Source organism: Nitrosomonas sp. (genome assembly GCA_031316255.1).
In the GTDB taxonomy this organism is placed as follows: Bacteria; Pseudomonadota; Gammaproteobacteria; order Burkholderiales; family Nitrosomonadaceae; genus Nitrosomonas.
Window position 1 is genome coordinate 1,017,316 of record JALDQW010000001.1, and the last position, 19,182, is coordinate 1,036,497.

At 45.5% G+C, this 19,182-nt stretch carries 15 protein-coding genes; 2 read left to right on the forward strand and 13 right to left on the reverse strand.

Features of this window, described 5'->3' with window-relative positions:
• Positions 1-28 precede the first annotated feature (28 nt).
• The 3 genes from MRK00_04660 to lptE all read right to left on the reverse strand — a co-directional run bounded on the left by MRK00_04660 (position 29) and on the right by lptE (position 2,255).
• Complete coding sequence (locus MRK00_04660; GenBank protein ID MDR4516662.1) at positions 29-502, reverse strand: hypothetical protein; 474 nt, start codon at positions 500-502, stop codon at positions 29-31.
• A 218-nt stretch (positions 503-720) separates the two neighbouring features.
• Positions 721-1,755, reverse strand: coding sequence for a DNA polymerase III subunit delta (gene holA / locus MRK00_04665; protein MDR4516663.1), 1,035 nt, complete (start codon positions 1,753-1,755; stop codon positions 721-723).
• 8 nt (positions 1,756-1,763) lie between these two features.
• Entirely contained in the window at positions 1,764-2,255 is a 492-nt protein-coding gene (gene lptE / locus MRK00_04670; GenBank protein MDR4516664.1) for an LPS assembly lipoprotein LptE, read from the reverse strand.
• A 327-nt stretch (positions 2,256-2,582) separates the two neighbouring features.
• Between lptE and MRK00_04675 the strand changes: the two genes are divergently transcribed.
• Entirely contained in the window at positions 2,583-3,056 is a 474-nt protein-coding gene (locus MRK00_04675) for a DUF5658 family protein (protein MDR4516665.1), read from the forward strand.
• A 65-nt stretch (positions 3,057-3,121) separates the two neighbouring features.
• Positions 3,122-3,328, forward strand: coding sequence for a DUF6447 family protein (locus MRK00_04680; protein MDR4516666.1), 207 nt, complete (start codon positions 3,122-3,124; stop codon positions 3,326-3,328).
• Here MRK00_04680 and MRK00_04685 read toward each other — a convergent pair whose 3' ends face one another.
• The 10 genes from MRK00_04685 to MRK00_04730 form a co-directional block, all read right to left on the reverse strand.
• Positions 3,329-4,684 carry a TolC family outer membrane protein gene (locus MRK00_04685; GenBank protein MDR4516667.1) on the reverse strand — a complete coding sequence of 452 codons (1,356 nt, stop codon included), beginning with the start codon at positions 4,682-4,684 and terminating at the stop codon, positions 3,329-3,331. It abuts the gene before it with no gap.
• Complete coding sequence (locus tag MRK00_04690) at positions 4,685-6,037, reverse strand: HlyD family type I secretion periplasmic adaptor subunit (GenBank protein MDR4516668.1); 1,353 nt, start codon at positions 6,035-6,037, stop codon at positions 4,685-4,687.
• A gap of 60 nt (positions 6,038-6,097) precedes the next feature.
• Positions 6,098-7,891 (reverse strand): type I secretion system permease/ATPase, encoded by a 1,794-nt coding sequence (locus MRK00_04695; protein MDR4516669.1) that lies wholly within the window; start codon positions 7,889-7,891, stop codon positions 6,098-6,100.
• 57 nt (positions 7,892-7,948) lie between these two features.
• Positions 7,949-8,839 (reverse strand): NAD-dependent epimerase/dehydratase family protein, encoded by an 891-nt coding sequence (locus tag MRK00_04700; GenBank protein MDR4516670.1) that lies wholly within the window; start codon positions 8,837-8,839, stop codon positions 7,949-7,951.
• A complete protein-coding gene (locus tag MRK00_04705) occupies positions 8,832-9,770 on the reverse strand; it encodes a glycosyltransferase family 2 protein (GenBank protein MDR4516671.1) in 939 nt (312 codons plus the stop codon). Before MRK00_04705 ends, MRK00_04700 begins: the two co-directional genes overlap by 8 nt.
• Positions 9,767-10,738 (reverse strand): glycosyltransferase family 2 protein, encoded by a 972-nt coding sequence (locus MRK00_04710; protein ID MDR4516672.1) that lies wholly within the window; start codon positions 10,736-10,738, stop codon positions 9,767-9,769. Before MRK00_04710 ends, MRK00_04705 begins: the two co-directional genes overlap by 4 nt.
• A 37-nt stretch (positions 10,739-10,775) precedes the next feature.
• On the reverse strand, positions 10,776-15,392 hold the full coding sequence (locus tag MRK00_04715; protein MDR4516673.1) for a PIG-L family deacetylase: 4,617 nt from the start codon (positions 15,390-15,392) through the stop codon (positions 10,776-10,778).
• Positions 15,393-15,540: 148 nt separating this feature from the next.
• Positions 15,541-16,650 (reverse strand): glycosyltransferase family 2 protein, encoded by a 1,110-nt coding sequence (locus MRK00_04720; GenBank protein ID MDR4516674.1) that lies wholly within the window; start codon positions 16,648-16,650, stop codon positions 15,541-15,543.
• Positions 16,651-16,691: 41 nt separating this feature from the next.
• Positions 16,692-17,645, reverse strand: a complete 954-nt coding sequence (locus tag MRK00_04725; GenBank protein MDR4516675.1) for a GNAT family N-acetyltransferase — start codon at positions 17,643-17,645, stop codon at positions 16,692-16,694.
• 102 nt (positions 17,646-17,747) lie between these two features.
• Positions 17,748-18,914 carry a class I SAM-dependent methyltransferase gene (locus tag MRK00_04730; GenBank protein MDR4516676.1) on the reverse strand — a complete coding sequence of 389 codons (1,167 nt, stop codon included), beginning with the start codon at positions 18,912-18,914 and terminating at the stop codon, positions 17,748-17,750.
• Positions 18,915-19,182 lie beyond the last annotated feature (268 nt).

The following is a 19,182-nucleotide window of genomic DNA, read 5'->3' on the forward strand; positions in this document are numbered from 1 at the left end:
TGTTGTTCGGTTGACAGATTGGTTGCATTTATTGAATTTTATGACCGAATGCCTTGAGTACTTTCCATTCGAAGTCGTGCACATGCACAACGTCATTGTCCAGCGCCATGGATATTGCGCCCTTGGTTAACGGTTTCAGGTTCATGTTGATGTGATGAATACGGGTCTCATGCGGCATATCATGATGCATGCCGCCCATCATTTCCATATGGTGATGATCATGAATCGGCGTCATGCTGACCTCCAGTTGCGTGATAATGTATTTATCGTTACCGTTATAAATGCTGCCACTAAAAATCCCCCAGCCAAAACCGGCGTCGATTTTGAGTTTTTCAATCGTTTCCTGGGGCAATTCAAACAGGCAGTGCTGCTTTTTCCCGGATTGTTCATCGCAAGCAGGCGTAGATGTTGATTGGCTGGCAATAACGGTGTGCGAAGCAAGCAGCATTGTTACCGTTATTAGTGCGATAAAAGATTTAATAAATTCAATTCGGTCAACCATTAAATGTCCTTGGGTCAAAATAAAGTCTGAGAGGATAAGGAACTATCCCGTTTTCCGCCATTGCCGAAAATTGACGGCGCTTGAGATTGGTTCTGTTTTATCTCTGAAAGTTTTCTCATGATGATTTAAATATAGTCTGAATTATAAAACCAATTTTTGAGCTAAGCATGGATAAAAGCAGAATGACCGATCTGTTTCCGGCGCCTCCAGAAACTACCTTAAATTTGTTTGGCGTAAGAATGGGTTGTTAAAATCATATTCAAACCCAATTGCAGTAATTCATTCCAGGGATTGCCGCCCCCCGTGGCCATGCCCTTGTTGACGCGATCAATTTTCGCAGCGTGGATTAGACACTGTTGCAACCGGCAAACTGGAATACGTTTGGCTGTTGCCATGATTGTATTTTGCCTGTTTCCCCAAATGCGTGCCGATTTGAGCAGTTGGCCGGGCGGTAGTCCTTGATCCAGTCCTTTGCGCAGATCAATCAGCTGGCGGACGAATTCGGCCAGTGCTGCAAGAATTAAAGGCGGGGCCGTGCCTTCACCCTGCAGCCCCATCAGAATATGCGTGAAGCGTGCCGGATTAGCGGTCTCTATAGCATCGGTTAATTGATAGATATCATATCGGGCTACATTCAGTACAGCGTTTTTAACTTGGTCGAATTCCAGATGGCCTTGCGGGAACAACAGGGCAAGCTTTTGTATTTCCTGATGTGCGGCCAGCAAGTTACCTTCAACTTTGTCTGCGATGAAACACAGGGTGTCACGGTTAACCGTTTGTTGTTGCATATCGAGGCGCTGTTTAATCCATGCAGGCAACTGATTACGTTCGACAGGATGGATCTGAACCGTAATGCCTGCATTCTCAACCGCCTTGAACCATTGTCCGGACTGGCTTTGTTTGTCCAGTCTGGGCAACGTGATTAAAGTGACAATATCCTGTGGCAGTTTCTGGCAAAAGTGCGTAATCGTTTTGCCGCCTTCCCGACCAGGCTTTCCAGACGGGATACGGATATCAATGATTTTTCGATCGCCAAACAATGACTGATTGCTGCCAGCATTTAGGATATCCGTCCAATGAAAGTGATGATCGACGGTAAAAATTTCGTGTTCACTAAAACCTTGTTGACGTGCATGGCTGCGGATTAAATCAGCGGCTTCGATAACAAGCAGCGGTTCATTGCCAAAGATTGTATAGAGTGGCGCAAATTGTTTCTGCAGTTGCTGGGACAGTTGCTCTGCCTTTATGCGCATTTCGGCAATCAGTTGGCTGATTCAGTGTCCGGATTGACTTGCGAATTACGGATAGTCGACAGCCGCCAGATTATTTGTTGCACGGCATCCGCCTGCATGTCTTGATACAGCATTTGCTCTTCGGCTTCTTTTGCCAGAATCTGTGCATCGAGAAACGGCAGGATCCGCATCAGGGTAATTGTATTTTCCGGCGCTATTTGAATGCCCTTGTTATCAACCAGACGGGTGGTCATTTTGAAGATCAACTCAAATTCCCGCACACGCCCACCGCCCGAAAGCGACAGGATTCTTCTTTCAGTACTCGCATTAAGTACCTGTAAAACGGCTTCTGCTTCATCAATACTGTCGACAATTTTTGTTGTGGTTGTTGCATCAACAGCGCGTCTTAAATCGGATCCGATGGTATGACCGGGTGGCGCTGCGATATACAATGTTTTAAAGGGTAAGGAGGAAATTTGTCCGCGTAGCTTGAAGCCACAGGCGGTCAATATAAGCGGCACAAGCAGTATCGTTAGGTAAAATATTGTGAATATTGCAGAATTACTGGATATATTTTTAGAATTCATTTGATTTGACCGTGGCTAAAGACTTTTAGGGAATTTGTGAGGATTTTACAGTAAATAAATACCGGTTGTACGCTTGTTCAGTTTTTCTGATTGCAAAGTTCCGCTAGCATGGGCATGAAAAACAGTGTGTTGATTGTACTTGCTATGCAATAATGTTTTGAAATTGAGAACCAATCAGCAGAAAAAATGTGCGTGTACGAGAAATTGTTATATCTAAAGGACATATATTTTGAAAATTTGGATTCATAGAAGGGGTTTATTGTGAGTACGGTAATAACACATGATTTGCGCACTCAGGACCGCCGCGGAGCTGTTCCATTTTTCTGCGCCTATCATTTAGGACTTAAACAAGGCAGACGGATGAATGAGCGTCGCCGGAGCGGAGCAAGATGGGGTGCTGCCTATGTGGATCGTTATGCGGATCATTTAATGGCCTGTGTCGTGGGGATTCTTTTTTTGAGCATTTGTGACGCATTGTTTACATTAAGGATTCTTGCTCACGGTGGGGAAGAACTTAACTGGTTTATGGCCGTTCTGATTGATGATAGCGTCGAAAAATTCATTACGTTTAAAATGGCCCTGACATCATTGGCATTGATCATGTTGATTATTCACCATAATGTAAGAGTTTTCTACCGGGTAAGAGTCGGGCATATAAATTATGCGATTTTGTCAGGCTATAGTGTATTAATTGCTTATGAGCTTTATTTGCTTGATCTGGCAAGCAGACTGTAAGATCTTCGTTTTTTACAGTAGACTGTCAAATACGAATTTATGATTAATTAATTTCAGGGGTAGAAATGACTGAGAAAGAACAAAAGATTGTAATTGATGGTACGGAATATGCGTTGTCATCTCTGAGCGAGGAAGCCAAGGCGCAAATAACCAATTTGCGTGTTGTTGAAAGTGAAATTGCGCAACTAAAGGCCAGGCTTGCGATAGCTGGCACCGCAAAAATTGCCTACCAGAATGCATTGAAAAATGCATTGCCAGTAGATACGCATTGATTACTTCAATTCAAAATCAACCGGCTTGAAATAAGACGCAATTTTGCGCAAATCTTCCAAAACAAGCGTACCTGCCGTTAAATTTAACCGCAGGTACGCAAGCAGAAAATTGTACTTGGCTTCGGCCAGATTAAGCTGGCTATTAAAAAGCTGTTGCTGGGCATCCAGCAAATCGAGATTGATGCGAATTCCGCCCTGTATGCTTTTCTCAGTAGCGAGGATCAGCATTTTTGCTGATTTTACAGCCAGCTCCAAAGATTCAACACGCCGGACACTGCTTGAAACCAGTTGGTATTGTCGGCGCAGTTCAACCAGCACGTTATCCATCATGGCATCCAGATCGGCTTTTGCGCGTGCATGGTTGGCTTTGGCCTGACTCGTGATGGCATTCACCCGCCCGCCGGCGTACAGCGGCACATTGACTTCGATCCCGACGGTCGCAAGCTGAACCTCCCGGTCCGCCGTAAAAAACGAGGCGGCTTTATTTCTACTGAGGCTGGCGACAAAGTCGACGCGCGGTGTGTGTCCTGCGTAGCTCTTACGCACTTCTTCCTGGCCTGATTGAACGATATGCCGTTGTGTGACAAGTTCTGCATTGCGATCAAGAGCAAGTGCGCGCCAGTCATCAAAATCAGGCAAATAGACAGTATCGATGCGAAAGACATCAGACAGTGCGTGTAATTGTGTTGCTTCCCTGCCAATGATTGATTCCAGACGTAATTGCGCGACAAAAAGTTCATCCTGTGCTTCAATCAATTGCGCCATTGCCAGCGCATGCCGCGATTGTGTTTCCAGAACATCTGTTGTCGTGCCTTCTCCCTTTAATAACATTTGCTCATTGATGCGTTTTAGTTCTGTCAGTGAGTCCAGTTGCGATTGCGTCAGTCTTAATTGATGTTGTGCAAGCAGTGTTCCAAAATAAGCTTCAACCAGTCTTACAATCAATTGCTGGCTTTGTCCGGCAAACCGGGACTGACTTGAGTAGGCCTGCGCTTGTCCCTGACGGTAACTGGCAACGGCTTCCATGTTCATGATAGGCTGACGCAATGTTAATGCACTGACTTGTGTGTGAAAATTTAGATTATTTGATATGCCGGGAGTCGGTGTTCTTTGATCGTTTGTGCCTATGCTCTTACTATCTGTGTGCGTAATGGATAAATTCGGCAATAATCCCGCACGGTTGATCGCTTCAACTTGAAGTCCGGCTTCGTTCTCATGCAAAGCCGAGCGGAAAACCGGATCATTTTCCAGCGCCGCTTCATAGGCATCGAGCAGGCTTAATGCCTGGGGAGAACCAGCCAGTCCTGTGAGTAAGAAAATATATATCGCTTTGTGACAAATGTTTGTAAATGCCATTTATTCTTCACTCATAGATGCATGGAGACGGTCAAGAATGGGTTTAAACAGATAATTCATCAAGGAACGTTCCCCTGTTTTGACAAATATATCAACAGGCATCCCTGCGCGCACCTGATGATGGGTAAGCAGTTTCATACCTTCCGGAGTGACTTTGACTCTTAACTGATAATAGGGCTCTTCGGTGCGCTCATCCGTCAACCTGTCCGCAGACACCCGCACAACCTCACCGGGTATATTAGGTGTTTTGTTTTGGTTAAAAGCTGAAAAAATCAGATCAACATGAAGACCTGGATGTACTTTATCGATTAAGTGTACCGGTACGCGTCCTGTAATCATTAAAGGGTCATCGCTGGGAACAATGTCCATTAACAGAAAACCCGGTGGAATAACGCCGCCCTGTGTAAAAACATTCATGCCGACAACAATGCCTTCTACAGGCGCCTTGACCAGAACATTGTCCAGCTCGAATTCCTGACCGATGAGCTGACTGCTGAGCGCGTCCGCTTCACGCTGAGTATCGGACAATTGCTGGCGTACTTCTTTCTGATGTTCTTGAAAACGTTGTATCCGGCGTTGTTTTAACTCTGCAATCTGGCGCTGAGTACGGCCTATTTCACCTGTTTCAGCAGAGATTTCTCCGTTCAGCTGCGCATGGATGCGTTCAAGCTCAAGTACCCGGTTGCGTGGCACAAAACCGTCCTTTGCCAGGTCGCGCATACTGTCGAGCTGTTCTTGTAAAAGGCCGAGCTGTTGCTTTTTACTGTTCCTGGAAGCTTCAAGTCCTTTTAGTTGCACCGTTAGGCCCGCAATATTTTCATCCAGTGCAGCTATCTCATGTTGCATGGCAAGCCGGCGCGATTTAAATAACTGGTTCTGGGTGATAATGTTATTATTTATGCGCAGATCATTGTATTCTGCCATTAGATTATCCGGGTATTCGATGGTGCTTTTCTCATCGCGTTCGGCGATCAGACGGGCTTCAACCGTACGTGCAGTAATGAGCTGGGTGCGTGTAATCTCCGCTTGAGCCTTGACCTGAACATCGTTCATGCGCACCAGAACCTGGCCCGCTTCAACATGATCTCCTTCCTTGACATAAATCTGATCAATAATGCCGCCCGTACGATGTTGAACGGCTTTGCGATTGGTGTCGACCGTAACTGTACCAGTGAGTGGCACACCTTTGTCCAGGGGCGCAAAAAACGCCCATAAGATAAAACCGCCTACACCAACCAACACTATCCACCAGCCAATTCTGGAGTGTGCTGTTTCATCGGTTTTTACCTGAACAGACTGCTCCGCCGGGTTAAATTCAGATTTGATCGCGTTGTTTTCTGCCTGCACCGTCATAATTTTTCCTGTTGAATACTCGTATCATTCTGATACTTACTCACCGTGTTGTATAGCTTTTCAAATGTTTGGATCACCAATATTGACAGTTTGGATAGGTTTCTGTTGCACTTGTGTGGCAGGTGGTTCCTTTATTGGTTGAGATTGCTGTCCCTGGTGTTGTTTTTGTTGCTGCTTCTTCAGTTCCTCAAGTACTTGTTGGGTTGGGCCAAATAATTTCGCGATGCCTTCATGTAAAAACAATAGCTTGTTGGTCACACTGATGATACTGCTTCGATGTGTGATCAAAATAATTGTCTTGCCACGTTTACGTAAATCCAGCAGGGCGGTCAGTAAAGCCTGTTCGCCAATGTCGTCAAGATTGGAATTGGGTTCGTCCAGAACGATTAAAGCAGGGTCGTCATACATAGCGCGCGCCAGACCGAGTCTTTGTTTTTGACCGCCGGATAATCCGGCGCCACCATCGCCGAGTTTGGTATCATATCCTTCCGGCATATTCAAAATCATTTGATGAACCCCGGCACGTTTGGCGGCAAGTATGACTTTTTCGGGGTCGACTTCACCGAAGCGGGCAATATTTTCTGAAACCGTCCCACCGAATAATTCGATATCCTGCGGCAGGTAGCCGATGTTGGGTCCCAGTTCATCCTTGTTCCACAGGTAAACATCGGCGCCATCAAGTCGAACCTTGCCGGCCGCGGCAGGCCAGACGCCGACCAGAAGCCTGGCCAGTGTGGATTTTCCGGAACCGCTTGGACCGATAATGCCCAATACTTCTCCGGCAGAAACGGACAGGCTCAGACCTTTGATCACAGGAACACGCGAAGCGGGGGGTGCGGCAGTGACATTCTCAACAGTAATAACGCCGGTCGGCTTGGGTAGTGCCATGCCGGGTTCACGAGCGGGATTGAGCTCCAGCAATTTAATTAATCGGTCGTATGCACTGCGCGTGCTGCCAAATTGCTTCCATACGTTGATCAATAACTGAACCGGTGCAATCGCTCTTCCCATTAGAATTGACGCGGCAATCATCATGCCCGGGGAAATCTGGTTTTCCAGAACGAGCAATGCGCCCAGGCCCAGCATCAGTGATTGCAGTGCAACAGTGGTCGATTTGGATATTGCCGTAACCACGCCGGCTTTTTCGCTGGCATCTGCCTGGAGATTGAGGAAGCGGCTGTGCAGCTTATCCCAACGTGCTTGCAGGTTGGGTAACATCCCCATGGCCTCAATCACTTCGGCGTTACGCAGGTTATTGGAGGCCATATTGGTTGAAACCACAGCCATGGTGTTCGCTTCATCGAGTGGCTTGCGGGATATTTTTTCATTGATATAAGCCAACAAAATGAGAACTGTAGTTCCGCACAACGCAAAGACGCCCAGCCAGGGGTGGAACATGAAAATAACAAAAATATAGATTGGAAACCAGGGTGCATCGAAAAACGCAAATAAGGCATTTCCTGTCATGAATTGGCGTATATTGGTCAGATCCTTTAAGGCCTGGCCGGCATTTCCTTCTCCCTGTTTCAGGCTTTGTTCAAAAGCAGCCGTATAGACGCGTTTATTTAATTGCGTATCGAGTTTTGCGCCGACACGAATCATAACAAAACTGCGGACATATTCCAGTGCACCCAAAAAGATATATGCGCCGATGACAATCAATGTCAGCATTAACAAAGTCATTTCATTGCGGCTGGTTAATACGCTGTCATAAAGCTGCAGCATGTAAATCGCCGGCATGAGCATCAAACCATTAATCACTGCGCTGAACACACCGATAGAGTTGAAAGTTTTCTTGAAACTGCCAAGAACTTCCATGATTTCATTCTGTGGAACTTTAAATTTTGGTTTCATTCTTAAGATCGTGTGTAAGCATTCAGAAACGATGCGAAAAAGGAGATATCATTAAAATTAAAAACGCTGCTTGATAGATGGCAAATCTTCTTTGGACAAAGTGAACTGGCGCGGAGAAAAATGAAGATCCCGCTGTGTTTTTAAACAGTCAAATACCAAGTCCTGATTCATGCGTTTCGCCATCGCGACAGACCAATTTCGGTAGCGTGGAAACCATCTTAATATAGTTATTGTTAACCGGAACAGCCAAAACGGTATTCTGATTAAACGAGGATCTTTGTTCAGTGCTGAGAAAATGCGTTTGATCATTTCGCAATATGTAAGTGTTTCGCCACCCGTTAGATTATAGGTGCAATTTTTTAAATTTAAAGTGTTCAGCGCAAGTATACACGCTGTTGATACATCCTTTGCATGAATGGGTTGCCTGAGTCCCTGGGCTGTACCGAATAACGGAAAAAAACCGAAACGCAGAATAAACCAGGCGATTTCCGAAATATTCTTATCCCGCCCCAGACCGTAAATTAATGTTGGCCGTAGAATAATCCATTCAATATGATGTTCGGTAGCCCAGATTTCAATGGTTTTTTCTGCTTGGATCAATTGTTGTGCAATGACCTGTTCGTCCGGATCGACTGAAGCGGTTTTGCTAAAACGGCTGGTTGAGGATAACATGACAATTCTTTGCACACCACAGGCTAATAAAAGCGAAAAATGTTCCGGTAATATCCAAATGGGCGCTGTACAAATCCACAAGGCAATTTTGTTTTTCTTTTGAGCCTGGCATGTGCTTGTGGAATTTAACTGTACCCAGTTTATTTGTGGGTGATCTCGTTGTTTAACTTGGCGCGAAAAAGCAACGATTTGCCAGTGGTCTGAAACCAACTGATTCAAGATACATTCCCCAACCAGACTGGTAGCCCCTAATAGCCCGATATGTCTCTTATCCATTCTTGAATTTTAACAATTTAAAGAGATATCGCGTCGAGCAAAATAGTAATGCTGCGCTCAAACGTAGCCATATTCCACAACTGACTGCAACGGAAAAAAAACTTGGATATTTGTGACGGAAAAATTTCCGGTAGAAACGTAGCATGCCTTTGTGCTTATGCCAGACGACAAAGAAAGGACGCGACCGACTGCAGCTTCCCTTATAATGAATGACGGGCGCATCCGGGACAAAAATAATTTTCCAGCCTTTTTGCCTGAAGCGCATGCACCAATCGAGATCTTCGCAGTGCAGGAAATAACCTTCGTCCCAGTTGCCGACATGATCGATGGCACTGCGACGAACAAGCATCAGGGCGCCGGAAATCGCTTCTGCTTCGACGGGTTCCTGGGGTAAAGGCTGCCGGTGCAGATGGAAGTCAAAAAATAATTCTGGCCAAAACTTACTCAGGTGATATAAACCGGTGGCGCGAACAAACGCGCGCCAAGGAGTTGGGATGGCCCGCCTTCCACCACCTTGTTCGGTGCCGTCAGGGTTGATTAAGTAGCCGCCGACCATGCCGAACCGAGGGTTTGATTCAAGAACCTGCAGCATGCGCTGCAACGACTGTTTCTCAAGCAGGCAATCCGGATTGAGAAACAAAATATAGGGCATAGTCGCTGCTTCCAGACCAATGTTGCAACCGGCAGAAAAACCCAGATTCGTGTCATTCCGAATCAGTCTTAAACGTGTTTCCCCACGAAATTGCGAAGTTAAATCCGCAACACTAGAATCGGTCGACGCATTATCGACAATAATAATTTCTTTTGATGTCTTGAGTGCGCCAGCAACACATGTTGCCAATAATGCACCTGCATTATAGTTGACGATCACAATTGATACAGGTAGTTCAGGTGTGCTGTGATGGTGCTGTCCGGTCTTTTGAATATTCATCTATAAAAGCGGCTGCGGGGATACCAGCACATGATGCGAAGAAGATCTAAACAGGAACAAACGCGACAATGCTGGATTTTTTTACGTTTTGTTAAACGCGGGCCTAACTGCCTGAAGGCATCCCATTTGGCTTGTGCATATGGTCTAAAGCGGCCGGCAATCGCAAACATGAAGCCTACATATACTGTCATAACCAAATGAATGGGCAACAAAAAAAACAATAAAAATGAAGGGATATTTTTGATAAAAGTCCAGGTCAAATTGCGGTGTCCATAATAAATTGAAAAATCGCTTGAACGTCCTGTAATCCCGGAACCGACATGATGCACTCTGGCGTCAGGCAACAAAATGCAGACACCGCCTGCAAGGCGTAACCTGAAACCCAGATCAACGTCTTCAGAATAAGCAAAATAGCTTTCGTCAAAACCGCCCAACTGACGGAATGTTGAAGTACGATAAACGGCTGCGGCCGCACATGCAGAAAATACTTCCATAGGTGCCGCCGGAATAATTGCGCGATTTGAACCGTGACCGTGGCGCCAGTGTAATCCGGATACATGATAGATGTCACCTATGCCATCGAGCAGTGCCGGTTGATTTGCATTGATCAGGGTGCATGCAAAGCAATCGACTTCAGGCATCTCGATAATATATGCGGTAATTTTTTCCAGACAATCGGGTTCAGGATAAGCGTCAGGATTCAGCAAAAAAATCCAATCGCCTTGAACATGGTTTGTTATTGCCAGATTATTTGCTGCCGCAAAGCCGATATTTCGGTCTAATCGGACCAGACGGCATGAAAAGGTTGTCTCTTCAGCAGCTTGCCAGGATTCGTCTGTGCTGTGATTATCAATAACAACGACTTCAAAATTGGAGCAAGTTTGTGTTGCCAGCGCTGCCATAGCTTTAGACAGCATATCGCCGGAGTTGTAGTTGATAACGACAATTGTTATTAAAGGATTTTCCATCAATTTGTATAATTACAACATACTTTAATATAGTAGCTTAATTCACCAAGCCGCGGCCACAGTAATAATCATCCAGTGTTAATTTGCTCAAAATATCCAGTTCTGATTCAGACGGTTGTTCAACAAATTTTTCAAACAGGTCTTTTGCCAGTTCCGGAGGAACAACGAAATCGCTCACTAACTTGTCTCTGATCGTAATACTACGATCAACAAAGTCCATTATGCCACGGTGAATTTCAGCGCGCATTGCCATTGTCTGCCGTTCTGCTTCGGTTAGCTGACGAAATTCAGGAAGAATGCTGCCATCGTTTTCGAGATGATAGCGAATTATTTGTGCATCATCGGAACTGAGTAATTTTTCCATAGAAAAGCTTTTTTTGAAAATCAGTGGAGGATCATTGAGCGCATTGACAAAATGACCGAAACAACCCTGAGTAATAACCGCGTTTTCTGCAGAAACCTTCTGCGCGCGATCCTCTGTAACCATATAGTAACCATGTACGGGTTTGTTCAATAGCTTATTCAGACGGCCTTGAATTGTTGCCGCATAGCCAATGTCAACAATTGCTGATTTATCGTGAGTTTCAAATCCCATTGAGTGCAGATAGGTCATTAATCCGGAGTGTTCGGCTTGGGCTTGCGCAAGAATTTTGTTTTCAAGTGCTTGAAGGAGTGGAATCAGATGATCGATATTTTGATTGTTAACTTCTACCAATTTGTTTTTTGGTAATAGTTTGCGATGGACAAGTTCATCACATTCTTTTGCCGACAAGGTAATTCCGTAACGTTCTTGAACAAACATGGTCAGTTGATTTGGAAAAAATCTTGTGCGTGCGATTTCAAAAATGTCATCAATATTTGAAATCATTGGCACAACGACTGCACGACGTGAAAGAATGAGATAGTCTGACGGTATCTTTTGCGGATCACTGGATACCCATCGATCGTAAACTGATTTTAGAATATGACCTTCGCGTGACAGGAAAAATAAACGTTGAATACCGTCAGCGGCTGCTTTTTTTGTCAGCCACTGAACAAAGGATAGAATCAAGGGTCCTGCAATGCTGAATCCGACCGCTCTCGGTGAAGCCGGAACCAAGTCTGACGGATCGAAGTTGGGGAATGTCAGGGGTTGAAAGTTTTCTTGAACGATGGCGCCGAGCGCAAGCTGTATATTCAAGTCATCCTGATAAACGGAATTTTCAATTAACGGTCCCAGGCGCGGAATGGCGCGCGCCAATTCGACAGGCCGTAAAATATGAAGCAATTTCATTTTCATGTTATCGGGTATCTGCACATCGGAGTGTTCGTTGTCCCCAATCACCATAATTTGATCTGGCGTTACATGTTCTGTCGATAATAAATGGCGATACAAGTCTCCGGTGTCTTTGCGCAAACCCAGATCGGATGAAACAAATAACTGATGCCAGTTGGTTATGCCATTTTTTTTAAGCATGGTTTCGATTGTCGGCTTGGGTAAATACATGTCACTGGCCAGTACTATACGTTTGCCCAGGGAGTGCGCCATATTCAACAAAGCGATTGTTTCAGGCCTTGGTGTGGCAGCTGCCATTTCAATGGTTTCCTCGAGACGGCGCAGTTTGGCGATATCCTCGGAGGATAGGTTGGATAAGGCAGCCAGCTCTGCAAAAATTTCATCCAGGCTGATATCGCGTCCGGCTTTTTGTCGTGCATGGGATTCCGCTGTCGCACGTAAATCGAGATAGGTTTTCCCTGTTTCCTCACTCGCCTGTTGCGCGATAATCAATTTTATTTTTTCAGGATAGAGTAACGGTCGAGTGATGAGTGTGTCAAAAATATCAAAAACAACAATCTGTATGGAGGAATCAGACAATATCGTCTGAAATTTTTCCGGTTTTCGAGCCAGATATTGTTCAAATCGCCAGCGGGACCAGCTGTTTGATTGAGCGTCGTGAAGAATCGTAGCGTTAAATCCCGTTTTTCTGGTTACCAGCACCAGCAATCTTTCCAGGCAATGTGCAAGCGTTGCATCCGTTTGCCCGGTTTCTTCAGGAAAGTCTTCAAGCCTGATTTGTGCTTCGAACAGTGGTCTTAATGCCTCTGCCCTGGCCCAGAACATAGAACCGGCGGGATAGTCGAAATAGCCGTGCGGAAATGGATTTATCCCGAGTTTATTACACCACGCGCGTCCATTGGTCAGATTGGATAGCCATGTGTGCGCATAGTAAGGTAGCCTGGCGAAGTTTTGTGGATAAACAAGGCCAATTCTGCTCTCATCGGTAAGAAGCGTAAAAATCTTGCGTATTTGTTGCTCACTACCCAACAGATTTTCTAATAAATATTCCCGCCAACCATGAGTGCCGCCTTTGTTGTACAGTGACTTTTTGCTATGAATATGGGCGATAAAATCATATTCTTTCAGAGCGTTGCCAAAGGTACAAAACATTGGCGCCAGATCGCGCCCCCTGTTTGGAACGATCGTGACGGTCAGCTGATCGAGTTGTGGCAGCTCTGTAAATCGTTGTTTGCATTGATTGCTAGCTTGCTCGTCGGGTACGGAGACAAAAAGATCGTAAGTAAACGGCATTTTACGCAAAAACTGCGCAAACTCGATAGCCAGATCAGGATAAAAAATGTGTGCGTGAATGGCGATGCGCCCGGGTTTGTCATCAGAAAGTGGAGAAAATCTGGATATGTCTACCATACTAGCCAGATAACTTGCGTCATTGGCGGGAAAGTCATTGGTGGAATATTTCGAAATTGACCGCCAGGACTCATAATGGTTCATGCCCGAGAAGAATGGACCGGCGATGCGATAAGCCAGTATTAAAAGTTTGTCCCGCCACCTGGCGGGAATTCGCCAGTATACAGCCCTTAGCAGTGGTGCAATACGGTGGCGCAGTGCAACGAAAGCCTCTGAGTGGCGGCCTTGAATAATTCGGGAAATAAAGCGCAAAGGTGCAGTGATTTTCCAAGAAGTTGAATGCATGAGCTCCTGGATTGTTTTTTTCAGGGCTTTTTCTCGTGTACTCGCCGCGTGCGCTTCGTGCATCAACCGGTTTTGCTGTTGCAATAGTGTGGCGACCTGATTTTTGCTGGAAGTTAACTGATCGCACAGATGAGTCAACTGGTCGCGTAGATGCGCCAACTGGTCGCGTAGGCCGGCCTGTTTGCCGCGCAGATCCGTTATGACTTCTTCCCGGAATTCAATCAAATCGTCCAGTTGTTCCCCACTGAAGTTATGTTTCCATTTGTTGAAGAATTTCCCCCTCAATGCTCTTACAGAGCTTTTATCCTGATCGAGTCCTAAACCCGAGCGACCAAAATTTTTGTAAACTGCGCCGATCTTGTTTACGTGTAATATAGAGGTGTGCTGCGACAGTTGAAGCCAGAAATCCCAGTCTTCAAAGAAATCGAGGTTCGTGTCGAAACAGCACCCTTCAGTGACGAGGGCACGCTCGAACATCATGGCGTGTATGGGTATAAAATTTCGTCCCCAAAGTCGGCGTTGATCAAAAGGTTCATTAAATATGGTCGACGTTTCAAACTGTTCGTTAACATAATACTCGACGCGTATCCCGGCATAGGCACAACGATAACTGGTATGCGCTTGCAGAGCAGCAACTAGATTTGCAATATGTTCCGGATAAAAAAAGTCATCGTCGTCCAGGAAAATCGCATATATACCTGCTGCGGCTTGCATTCCAGTGTTTGCTGCACTGCTGCGGCTGAGTTGTTCATCGGTACTGATCATATTTACCGGAAAATGACCGCACCAATCACCAACTGCTTGGTGCTCTTGACCTTTCGCATTAACCAGGACAACTTCGATATTGGGGTATGTTTGCAGTGCGACAGAATCCAAGGCATCGGATAAGGTGGATCGATCCACGCTGCGTATAATGACACTGACCAGGGGCAGATCTTTCGCGTCTAAAACCATTTTTTCTTTTTGCTGACGCTTATGTTCGGACTGGTAAAGTTTTAATGGATCATTGGCCAATTCTGTTGTGTTCGTCAGCAGATAAGCTTCCGCTGCGGTAATTTCGGCGGGCAGCGTATAGGTTCGATAGCGGTTGAGTGCGGCGATATCCAGGTCGTAACGCTGTATTTTGTTTTGTGATGTGAAACAACCCATCGCTGCCATCTTACGCGCCGCCAGATCGCTGATATCGAGCAGCAGGTTGGGTCGTATCGGGTGGCCGATTTCATAAAGCGCCAACTGGATTGGCTGATCCAATCGGCGGACCGCTTCAACGGTTGACATGGCCAGTGCGCGGTGATCCGGATGTATTTCGTAAACCGAAGGGGCATATACAAGATCAGCTTTGGTTTCATGGATTGCATGTGTAATCTCAGCAATCAGCTTTTCGCCATAACCGAGCTCTCGGTCAGGATATTGCCAGAATATGGGTTTGCCATAGCCCAGTACGGCTGCAGCGGATATGCTTTCTTGTTCGCGTTGGTAGATATGATCCTGTTTGTTTTCTTCACCGATGCCAAAAGCGCCGTTGGTGACGATAATGACATGAACAGGTATCCGTTGTTCGACGTGCCGCATAATGGCGCCGCCACAACCGAATACTTCATCATCGGGATGGGGTGCGAAAACCAGCACGCAGTTGCCGTCAATTTTTTTGACAGCTTGGTAGGGAACGAGTATGTTTTCCAATGATTTTGCTGAAAATGTGTGTTTTGTTATTAGGGTACTACCAAAAATTCATAATTTTAAACAAGACAAGTCGAGAACAAAAAATGTTGACGCAGCATATGATTGATATGTAAGGAAACATTTTTTGTGAACAACGAAGTATGGATTTTTAGAGGTGCCCATTATCAATCTTTGGTGAATAGCCCTGCCACTGCCAATAATATATCAAATTCGGCTTCGGGTCCGGCGTGGATAAACGCGCAAAGTAATTTTTTTCTTGCAGTCTTTTAAATAAAGCCGTTTCCACTTCAGCTTCTGGGCCACTGCCAAAATGGCCAATCGCAGGGATCAGTTGTGGTGTTGTACCTAATTCCAGTAACCAAGCATTCCTCAGCGCCTTCGGAACGGGAAAAATAAGTTTCTCATTGCTAACGGTAATTTGCTTAATATCGGGTGTTCTGACGGGTGAGAGCCGTTTCTTGAGCCAGTTTGCAAACTGAAAGAAGGAATTTTTTTGGAAATATTTTTGCTGATAAACAGACCAACCTTGGGTGATGAGTTTTTCTTTAGCACGGGAATGTTCGTAAAAATGCAGGCAGCTTGCCCTTGGCTCCATATATAAACGGAAACCGCTTTTTTTTAAACGATGCATGAGATCAGTGTCTTCCCAGTACATAAAAAAGCGTTCGTCAAACAGGCCGCCACATTTTTGAATTGCCTCACGGCGAATGAGAACATGTCCCCCGGAAAGCGCTTCAACAATGAGAGGCCTGGCGCATGTCCAGACCTGTAGCGCCGTTTTACGGAAATCGAATGATTTGTAACTGTTCAGTCTGGGATGCAGTTGTGAAATGGTTTCTTTATAAAAATTCCATATCGATGGGTATGTGCTGGGCGGCATCAGAAAGCGGCAGTCTTCATCCCAGTATACTTGCGGTCCGACAGCAGCTGCATCCGGGTGTTTTTTTAAACAGGTTACAAGTGCCGATAATGCTCCCGGTAATAAGCGTGCGTCAGGATTGAGCAGAAGAATAAACTCACCGCTGGAATGACTAAATGCCTGGTTGCAGGCTTTTGCAAAACCGGAATTTTCAGAATTGTAAATGTATGTGGTGTCATGCGGCAAACGGGATTTCAACAACGCTTTTTCAGAATAGCTTGTGCTATTATCAATGACAATTATCTCGGGTCTTTTGATATCCTGTTGAGTCAGGATGGACGTTGCTGCATCCAGAATATGCTGGGCGGCATGATAATTCACCAGTATGGCAGAGATCATAAAAATTTTGTTAACCGTTCTTGCTGCAGGTTATGTCCGGACTACCTGAAATCGGTATCTCCACTCATGAACCACCAGGATAAGTGTTGTTGATCGATAATTTGCTGATAGTCGGGTGTAACATAGATACCGCAAATTTCATTCGTTGTTGTTGGGTTGGGTAAGCGAGCAAGAATACTTGCTGTCATCCAGCTAAAAAGCTTCTTCCGGTCAGCGCGCTTGGCGATTCCCAACGCTGTTTCAAAAAGTGTGGGTAACAGGTGTGGCGGCCCGAGCAAATCCATGAGTTCCATGCCCTGGTCAGAACCATGGTCGCGCACTGTGATCATGCCAAGTATTGTGTTACCTAAGCGCCTGAAAACGATATAGGAAGAATAAATATAGTTTGGATGGTTAAGATAGCGCCATTCAAAAAAGTTGGCATCCTTTTGCGGTATGAGGTAATCCGGTAATGAAGTCAGCATTCTTTGCCACTGCACATCGACTGATGCTTTATCTTCAACAGTCAGTGATTTGGTTTTTATCCAAAAGGGAAAACGAGGTCGATAAGTTTCAGTAGCCCAACTTACTTCCAGAAAAGTTTCGGAGCGTTTATACCAGCCTGATTTCTCACCCAGCTTTGCATGCCGGTGAGAAGGAAAGCCAAAAGCGAAACGATAAGGTTTTTCCGGCCCTGCCTGTTCAGTTAAAAAAGTATCCGCAGTATGCATAAATGGGCCTCTGCGTGTCAGAATACCGCGCATTTTTGGGGCAACCATGACATCGCAAATTTGTGTGGCTGAGACTGCATGGCCATTCAGGCTGAAGGTGCGCGGGATGCCGCCATAATATGCGATGATGGCATCATCAACATGCGCCAGAATACCCGGTTTTTCTTGCCAGGCATATTTCCACTGCCAGAGCCCGGTTGGCATGGGTTGGCCAAATGCGGAAGTGAACAGTTCCAGTAATGCGCCTTGATCTTGTTTGGTGGCCCAACGGCAATGCCATTTCATTATTTTGTAATAATATCTTTGGAGGCAAGAAAGCCTTCTTTAGAAGACTCAGGAAGCTATCAGAGATAAACTTTGGAGTCAACTCAGGGAATGGCTGTGTGTTTATTTTTCAGGTTTCGCTAAAACGATAAAAGTGTTAGTGGATAAATTTTCATAGTCGATATCAAAGCCTGTGTTCTGATAATGTTTGAAACCCGTTTCTAGTTGTTCTGGTATCGGGATATAGCGCTTCTTCCATGAAACAGGAGTCAAACCGCAGGCTTTCAACAATGTCTGCAGGGAATGCTGCGTGTAAAAACGCAAATGGGTATTGCACATTATGCCTGTTGGCACATAATCCCAGCGGCCGGCAAGCAGGTCTTCCACGATTGCCCAGAAACCAACATTGGGAACGGCCAGGAGTATGCTGCCATCCGGTGTGAGCCACTGTTTAATCTTGAATAATAGCGCTTCAGGCTCGGGTATATGTTCCAGAACATCAAGGCAACTGATGCAGTCAAACCGTTCGGGAATACTCATCGACAAAACATCACCCACCCATACGGCATCAAGTTTTTCCATGGCAACCGCTGCTTCATTGCAGTTTATCTCGATGCCTGTAGCGCGGCAATGTAGTGTTTGTTTGACTGTTGCGGCGAAACCGCCCCGAGAGCAGCCGATATCAAGCAGCGACTGAATGTTTTGCGGTACAAAAGGCAGAATATCAGAACGTGTTTCGTTGTAATAATTATAAAAAGGATGTGCATATGCCTGAGGTATGATCGCCACCTGTTCAGCCGGCAACTGATCAAGCAGCTGAAAAGGATCATCAGGTAAATCGAATGTATTCAGCGATTGCGCCGAAATTAGAAACACCCAGGATTTCCGTCCATCGTATTGAATGGGCGCTTTGTCTTGCAGACTGAGTTTATGGCTGAATCGCTCAAAACCGCGTAATGTATGGTAGTTGCGCGCAAGTAGCGTGCTGGCGTGGGGCGGATCAACGGGCATTGCGACAAGAATGTCAGGATCATCGGCAAGATGTTTTTTTAAAATAGGATACATACACTCGCTGACAAGCATAGCAGGTTCTTTGATAAATAAAACATATCCTGTTGCGGGTAAATTTTGTGCGATCAGTTCTTTTATCGACAGCGATGTATCAGGCGTGTACGTTATCCATGTTGCTTGAGGAAAGGCTCTTTGCAGCATCTCCAGCGACAACCGAAGTTCAGATGAACTGGAATAGGATGGCGTGACAGTTGTAAATATTGTGAGCGGCTCGTTCATGTGGTTTCTTTTTTATATTGACTGATGATTATTGATCCAGGCCATATCTGTGCTGTGTTTTCGATCACCGATACTGAATAATCGATCTGCATGGTTTTGTATAATATAGTGGTACTCTAGATAACGGGATTGTTGGTCAAATAATGCCTGGATGAACAATCAGAAATTATATCGGGAAAATTATTACTGTTTCGCAACCTTGTTTGTAATGACGCCAAGCGATGCCGTTCAGTTTGGTTGAACAGATCTGCCCGAAGAATTTTTTATT

Excerpts from the sequence above, each read along its gene's own strand:
- MRK00_04660 (MDR4516662.1), bottom strand. The coding sequence starts at position 502 with ATGGTTGACCGAATTGAATTTATTAAATCTTTTATCGCACTAATAACG.
- holA (MDR4516663.1), bottom strand. The coding sequence starts at position 1,755 with ATGCGCATAAAGGCAGAGCAACTGTCCCAGCAACTGCAGAAACAATTT.
- MRK00_04680 (MDR4516666.1), top strand. The coding sequence starts at position 3,122 with ATGACTGAGAAAGAACAAAAGATTGTAATTGATGGTACGGAATATGCG.
- MRK00_04685 (MDR4516667.1), bottom strand. The coding sequence starts at position 4,684 with ATGGCATTTACAAACATTTGTCACAAAGCGATATATATTTTCTTACTC.
- MRK00_04690 (MDR4516668.1), bottom strand. The coding sequence starts at position 6,037 with ATGACGGTGCAGGCAGAAAACAACGCGATCAAATCTGAATTTAACCCG.
- MRK00_04695 (MDR4516669.1), bottom strand. The coding sequence starts at position 7,891 with ATGAAACCAAAATTTAAAGTTCCACAGAATGAAATCATGGAAGTTCTT.
- MRK00_04700 (MDR4516670.1), bottom strand. The coding sequence starts at position 8,839 with ATGGATAAGAGACATATCGGGCTATTAGGGGCTACCAGTCTGGTTGGG.
- MRK00_04705 (MDR4516671.1), bottom strand. The coding sequence starts at position 9,770 with ATGAATATTCAAAAGACCGGACAGCACCATCACAGCACACCTGAACTA.
- MRK00_04710 (MDR4516672.1), bottom strand. The coding sequence starts at position 10,738 with ATGGAAAATCCTTTAATAACAATTGTCGTTATCAACTACAACTCCGGC.
- MRK00_04720 (MDR4516674.1), bottom strand. The coding sequence starts at position 16,650 with ATGATCTCTGCCATACTGGTGAATTATCATGCCGCCCAGCATATTCTG.
- MRK00_04725 (MDR4516675.1), bottom strand. The coding sequence starts at position 17,645 with ATGAAATGGCATTGCCGTTGGGCCACCAAACAAGATCAAGGCGCATTA.
- MRK00_04730 (MDR4516676.1), bottom strand. The coding sequence starts at position 18,914 with ATGAACGAGCCGCTCACAATATTTACAACTGTCACGCCATCCTATTCC.